The 5,245-nt window shown below is 71.6% G+C and carries 4 protein-coding genes; all 4 read left to right on the top strand.

From position 1 onward, the window contains the following. The first annotated feature begins 124 nt into the window (after positions 1–124). Positions 125–2,050, top strand: a complete 1,926-nt coding sequence (gene asnB / locus AC1MIR_RS13595) for an asparagine synthase (glutamine-hydrolyzing) (RefSeq protein ID WP_480028682.1) — start codon at positions 125–127, stop codon at positions 2,048–2,050. A gap of 116 nt (positions 2,051–2,166) precedes the next feature. Continuing rightward, entirely contained in the window at positions 2,167–3,054 is an 888-nt protein-coding gene (locus AC1MIR_RS13590; RefSeq protein WP_480028681.1) for a TauD/TfdA dioxygenase family protein, read from the top strand. A 4-nt stretch (positions 3,055–3,058) separates the two neighbouring features. After that, entirely contained in the window at positions 3,059–3,808 is a 750-nt protein-coding gene (locus tag AC1MIR_RS13585) for a FadR/GntR family transcriptional regulator (RefSeq protein ID WP_480028680.1), read from the top strand. Positions 3,809–3,845: 37 nt separating this feature from the next. Continuing rightward, positions 3,846–5,129 carry an ABC transporter substrate-binding protein gene (locus AC1MIR_RS13580; protein WP_480028679.1) on the top strand — a complete coding sequence of 428 codons (1,284 nt, stop codon included), beginning with the start codon at positions 3,846–3,848 and terminating at the stop codon, positions 5,127–5,129. Positions 5,130–5,245: the final 116 nt, after the last annotated feature.

Raw genomic sequence — 5,245 nt, 5'->3', positions numbered from 1 at the left:
GGGGCGGGCGGCGCGCGGGGGCGGGGGGTCCCCCGGGGGCGGCGCCCCCCCGCCGCGGCGCTCGGATGCGCGCGCGGCGCGGCGTGGGCCGCGACGTCCTCGCGGACGAAGGGAGCATGGCGCGATGTGCGGCATAGTCGGGCTGTTCCATCCGCTCCGTCCGGCGACGCCGGAGGAAGGCATGCTGCGGCGGATGACCGCGGCAATCGCGCATCGCGGCCCGGACGGCGACGGCTTCCACGCCGAGCCGCATCTGGGCTTCGGGCATCTGCGCCTGTCCATCGTGGACCTCGCCGGCGGCGCGCAGCCGATGGCGACCGAGGACGGGGCGCTGGTCGTCTGCTTCAACGGCGAGATCTACAACTATGCCGCCCTGAAGACGGAGCTGGAGGCGGCAGGGCATCGCTTCCGCACGCGCTCCGACACGGAATCCATCCTGCATGGCTGGCGCGAATGGGGCCTCGGCCTGCTCGACCGCATGAAGGGCATGTTCGCCTTCGCGCTCTGGGACCGCGCGCGGGGCGAATTGCTGCTGGCGCGCGACCGGCTGGGCGAGAAGCCGGTGCTCTACGGCACGCTGCCGGACGGCACGCTGGCCTTCGGATCCGAGATGGCGGCGCTGCTGGCGCTGCCCGCTATGCCGCGGCGGCTGGACCATGCGGCGCTCGATGACTTCCTGGCGCTCGGCTACATCCCCGATCCGCAGAGCATCTACCAGGACATCAGGCGCCTGCCGGCCGGGCATTTCCTGCTGGTCCGCCGCGGCGAGCCGCTCGCGCTGGCGCCGCGGCGCTACTGGCAGGCGCCGCGCCAGGCGGTCGCCGCACCGGCCGATGCGCCGGCCGAGCTCGCGCGACGGCTGGACGCGGCGGTGCGCGCGCAGCTGATGTCGGACGTGCCGCTCGGCGCCTTCCTCTCTGGCGGCGTGGATTCCTCCGCGGTCGTCGCCTGCGCCGCGCGCGCGGTGACGGAGGCCGGCACGGGCCCGCTCGCCACCTTCACCATCGGCTTCGAGGGCAGCGAGGACGAGCGGCCGGCCGCCGCCGCACTCGCCGCGCGGCTCGGGCTCGCGGCGCATGCCGAAGCGGGCACGGTGGACTATGTCGCCGCGGCGCGCGAGCAGGCGAAGCTGTTCGGCGAGCCCTTCGGCGACCATTCCGCCGTGCCGACGCTGATGGTGTGCAGGCTGGCGCGCAAGCACGTGACCGTCGCGCTCTCGGGCGATGGCGGCGACGAGGTTTTTGCCGGCTATCGCCGCTACCGCTTCCACAAGATGGCGGAGGCGGCGCGGCGGATCTTCCCCGCGGGCGTGCGCCGGCAGGTGATCGGGCGTCTCGCCGCGGTCTATCCGAAGCTCGACCGCGCGCCGCGCTGGCTGCGCGCGAAATCCACGCTGACCGAGATCAGCCTGGACTCCGCCCTCGGCTACTACCGCACGGTCTGCAAGCTGCACGAGGAGCGCCGGCGCGGGCTGTATTCCGGTTCGTTGCGCGCTTCCGTGGCGGGCCATGATCCCGCCGCGCGGATCGTCGCGCTGATGGGCGAATGCGACCCGGACGACGCGCTGCTGCAGGCGCAATACGCCGACCTGCACAGCTACCTGCCGGGCGACATCCTGGTGAAGACGGACCGCATGGCGATGGCGGTCTCGCTGGAGCTGCGCCCGCCGATCCTGGACCACGAGCTGGTGGAGTTCGGGCTCTCGCTGCCGGCCGCGCTGAAGCTGAAGGACGGCTTCGGCAAGCATGTGCTGCGCAGCGCCATGGCGCCGCTACTGCCGCCCGACCTGCTCTGGGGCAAGAAGCGGGGCTTCGCCGACGACATCGCCGGCCAGTTCCGCACCCAGGCCGCGACGGTGCGCGCGCGACTGACGGGCGGCACGATGCTGGAAAGCGGCCTGTTCGACGCGGCGGCGCTCGGGCGCCTGGTGGATGAGCACGCGTCGGGGCGCTTCGACCATGCGCAGGCGATCTGGCAGTTGCTGGTGCTCGAGGGTTTCCTCGCGACGCATGGCGCCGCGCCGGCGCGGTCGATGGAAGCGGTGGCCTAGCGCCTCGCTTCCTTCCGTCCCCCACCGAAGGGGGGATGGAAATTGCTTGACACATTTGTCACCCACGCCTCACCCTGCCTCCAATTCTGTCAGTGGGAGGGACGGCCGTGGCTGTCATGGAGAAGACTCGCGTCACCGTGCGGCCGAGCGGAGCAGCGCTCGGCGCCGACATCATCGGCTTCGACCCCGCCGACTTCACCGCCGAGGATTTCGCCGCCGTGAAGCAGGCCCTGCTCGACCATCTCGTCATCCGCATCCGGGGCACGGACATCGACGACGCCGCCTTCGAGCGCTTCGGCGCACGTTTCGGCACGCTGAAGCCCTCGCCCGACTTCACCCGCTCGCGCCCGGTCTATCTGCAGGACGCGCCCTCCGTGACGATCATCTCCAACGTCACCGAGGACGGGAAGCCGATCGGCGAGCATGGCGATGGCGAGTTGAACTGGCATACCGACCTCGCCTTCACCGACGAACCCTCCGCACTGACCATGCTGCTGGCGCGGGAGGTGCCGCCGACAGGCGGGAACACCTCCTTTGCAAATATGTATGCCGCGGTGGACGCCCTGAAGCCGGAGACGCGGGCGCTTCTGGAACATCCCGGCGGCCGCAAGGAAGGCCTGAAGGCCAAGCATCAGGCCAGCCACAACGCCCAGGGCGGGGCCCGGCCGGGCTACAAGGATGTCGTGACCGACGACGTACGGGAGATGCCGGGGCCGATCCATCCGCTGCTGCGCACCCACCCCGAGACCGGCCGCAAGGCGCTGTTCCTCGGCCGCCGCTTCGGCGGCTACGTCCCCGGGCTGACGCTGGCGCGCAGCGAGGAACTGCTGGACGAATTGTGGTCGGTCGCGGCGCTGCCGAAGAACACCTGGACGCAGGAATGGCGCGTCGGCGACCTGATCATCTGGGACAATCGCTGCACCATGCATCGCCGCGACGCCTTCACCGGGCAGGGACGGCGGCGGATGCACCGGCTGACCACGCTCGGCGAACGGCCGGTCTGACGCCGTGTCGCGCAGTGCCGCGCAGCCGGCAGAGGTCGCAACGAAGCGGCCGGCGAGCCTGGCCGAGCGGGTGGAGGAACAGATCCGGCGCCTAATCGACCGCGGCGAATTCCCGCGCGACGTGCGCCTGCCCACCGAGTTCGAGCTCTGCCGCCGCTTCTCCGTCTCCCGCCCCATCGTGCGGCAGGCGCTGCAGGCACTGCGGGACGCCGGCTATGTCAGCTCCACGCGCGGCTCCGGCACGCTGGTGCTGCGCGGACCCGACCCCGGCGGGCTGCGCTTCCCGCTGATCCGCACCATCGCGGATGTCGAGCAGTATTTCGAGTATCGCGCGGCGCTGGAGAGCGAGATCGCCCGCCTCGCCGCGCAGCGGCGCACGCCGGAAGCGCTGGACGAGATCGAGGCGACGCTGGCCGAGCCGGAGGAGGTGCTGCAGATGGGCGCGCCGGAACTCGCGCGCGACGCCAACTTCCGCTTCCACCGCGCCGTCGCGCGGGCCAGCGGCAACGCCTTCCACGTCGCGACCATCGAGCAGTTGCCGAACGTCATCGGCCTCGGGCCGGTGGAGGTCCGCAACTTCGACGAGCGCGATCCGGCGGCCCGCGTCGCGCGCATCAATGCCGAGCACCGCTCGATCCTGGAGGCGATCCGCGCGCGCGATGCGGCGCGGGCCGGCGCCGAGATGGGCGCGCATATCAGTGCGGCGCGGCAGCATGTCTATCAGCGCCACCCGGCGCGGATCGTCCACGAATAGCAGCGCCGCAGGCGCGACAGGCAGGGAGGGAACGGCCATGGACACGACACGCAGAAGCGCACTGGCCGCGGGCGCGGCGCTGGCCGCTGCGGCGCTCGCGCGACCCGCGCTCGCGCAGACGCGGAAATTCGTCATCATGAGCCACGCCGTGCACCGCAACGTGTCCACCGGCGCGCGCGGCGGCGACAGCACTGCGGCCTGGCGCCAGCGCAACAACCTCGAGATCGAATGGCTGACATTCGGCGTGGAGGCGGTGCATGAGCGCCTCTACCGGGAGGCGCAGCTCTCCCAGGGCGGGGTGGACATGGCCTCCATCCTGGAACGCTATGGCGGCCCGCACATCGCGCCGCTGTTCGAGGACCTCCGCCCCTACATGGATGCGGCGCCGATCGAGAAGCTGGACGAGATCTCGCCCTCGATGCTCGCCGCGCACACCTATCGCGGCAAGCTCATCGGCATTCCCTTCCGCCATGCGACGCATGGCTTCTTCACCAACAACGTGATGGCGCGGGAACGCGGGCTGACCAAGGCGCCTGAGAGCTTCGAGGAGGTGATCGCCGCCGCCGACAAGCTGACCTACACGCGCGACGGCGCGCGCGTGGCGGGCTACGCGCTCTCGATGGACGATCCTTCCGCGCTGATGGACATCATCCGCGCGCATGGCGGCGACTTCATCACGCGCGACTACCGCTTCGTCGCCGACCAGCCGCAGGCCGTCGCCGCCATCGCGCTGGTGCGGGACTGGTATCGCCGCGGCGTGCTGCCGCGCAACGTGATGACCTTCAAGACGGAGGAGGTGATCACCGCCATGCAGCAGGGCCGCGCGGCGCTGACCAACCAGCCCTTCGGCCGCATCGTGAACTACAACGATCCCCGCGGCAGCCGCTTCCCCGGCGAGATCTCGGTCGCGAACATCCCGATGATGGAATCCGTCGCCGGGCGGAAGGGCGCGCTGGTGCCGGCCAAGACCTCGGTCTGGGCGATGGCGATCCCGAGCAACTCGCCGGACAAGCAGCGCGCCTGGTCGCTGATCCGCGAACTGGCCTCGGTGGAAAGCACGATCCGCGCCGCGGTGAACGGCAACGGGCCGGTGCGGATGTCCGCCTATGACGATCCGCGCGTGCGCGAACTGGCCCCTTACGCCGACCTGGAACGGCGGGTGCTGCCGACGGCGCAGCTCACCGTGCCCGGCTTCGACCAGGCCGGGCGGGCGATGGATATCTTCATGGAGGAAGTGCAGAAGGCGATGCTCGGCGCCGCCGAGCCGCAGGCGGCGATGAACGCGGCGAAGTCGCGGATCGATCCCCTGCTGCCTTCCTGACGCCGTGGCGCCTTCCGAGATGACGGCGGGCGCCCCCCCCCGCCCCCCCGCCCGGCCCCCCCCCCCAACCCCCCCGCGCCCCCCCCGCCCCCCCCCGCCCGAGGGCCCGCCCCCCC

Source organism: Falsiroseomonas sp. RANM36 (assembly GCF_056682175.1).
Note: the sequence above shows the minus strand (reverse complement) of the source record. Positions and strands in the feature narration are given on the sequence as shown.

What these genes read in the sequence shown, in the direction of transcription:
- asnB (WP_480028682.1), top strand. Translation starts at nt 125, where the DNA reads ATGTGCGGCATAGTCGGGCTGTTCCATCCGCTCCGTCCGGCGACGCCG.
- AC1MIR_RS13590 (WP_480028681.1), top strand. Translation starts at nt 2,167, where the DNA reads ATGGAGAAGACTCGCGTCACCGTGCGGCCGAGCGGAGCAGCGCTCGGC.
- AC1MIR_RS13580 (WP_480028679.1), top strand. Translation starts at nt 3,846, where the DNA reads ATGGACACGACACGCAGAAGCGCACTGGCCGCGGGCGCGGCGCTGGCC.